The sequence below is a fragment of the Leptospira ognonensis genome, assembly GCF_004770745.1.
Classification (GTDB): Bacteria; Spirochaetota; Leptospiria; order Leptospirales; family Leptospiraceae; genus Leptospira_A; species Leptospira_A ognonensis.
In genome coordinates, this window is the sequence record NZ_RQGD01000026.1 from 1 (window position 1) to 938 (window position 938).

At 38.1% G+C, this 938-nt stretch carries 2 protein-coding genes; both read right to left on the bottom strand.

The features are described 5' to 3' along the window. Positions 1 to 186: 186 nt before the first annotated feature. Positions 187 to 513 (bottom strand): type II toxin-antitoxin system tRNA(fMet)-specific endonuclease VapC, encoded by a 327-nt coding sequence (gene vapC / locus EHQ58_RS09985; protein ID WP_425460482.1) that lies wholly within the window; start codon positions 511 to 513, stop codon positions 187 to 189. Then, positions 513 to 746 (bottom strand): type II toxin-antitoxin system antitoxin VapB, encoded by a 234-nt coding sequence (gene vapB / locus EHQ58_RS09990; RefSeq protein ID WP_135623763.1) that lies wholly within the window; start codon positions 744 to 746, stop codon positions 513 to 515. The genes vapC and vapB overlap by 1 nt, the downstream gene beginning before the upstream one ends. Positions 747 to 938: the final 192 nt, after the last annotated feature.

Sequence of the window (938 nt, forward strand, 5' to 3'; positions counted from 1 at the left end):
CGTCTTCTTGCAGAGCAAGAAGCGTGACGGAGGACAATGTGCCTTTAGGCCGAGCGAGGGCGACAGTCCCGAGCGGAGCGTGTCAGCCGCAGTTATACGCTGGCGGAAAGAATATACTCAGATCCAATTCTCTAATTTTAAATTTGGAACTCTTATAAATTCTTTTGTATTGTTCGAGACTAGTATTTAATTCCTGGAAATTGCTTGGGCTGCAATTTGAAGATCATATGGTCCGATAATTCTTCCAGTTTTTTCTAATGTAGCTCTTATAAGTCCATAAACTTCGGCATCTGAATCTGTAAAAGGAATGATATCAAAGGCAGACAAGAATTTGGTTAATGTATTTTTGTTTTTCTCAAAATATTTACTTTTAGCGGCACCGAATTCCAGCTCTGCTACTGTGATGGATGAGATTTTAATCTGGTAAGGTTCAATAGATTTTATTTTTTGAACAACTATCTTTGGGTTATTTTTAATAGAGTAAATGCAAATGTTAGTATCAATCAGATACATTAAAAATCTTCTCTGATTTGATCTTCGGGTTGGGATCTTCCATCCGACATAAAATCATCAGAAAACTCGCTAAGACTTTCCTCAAAGGCTTTCCAAGGTTCATTTTTAGGAAAAAGAAAAAGTGTATTTCCAACTTTTTGTATATATAACTCTTTCTCTGATATTTGATATTCCTTCGGAATCCGAACTGCTTGGCTATTACCACTAATAAAGACTTTTGATGCATGTGCCATGTGTATATACTATAGTACATACACAAAAAGTCAATTTCTATTTTCTCTATAAAAATCGCTTTCCGCTTGCGTATAACGAATTAGCATTATCGACGTTCCTCGTAGCTGAGCCTACGTAGTAGGCGTTAGCGTCGGCGCGCTTTTTGCGGAAGCAAGAAAGCGTGACGGAGAGGAATGTGGCGTAGCCCTAGC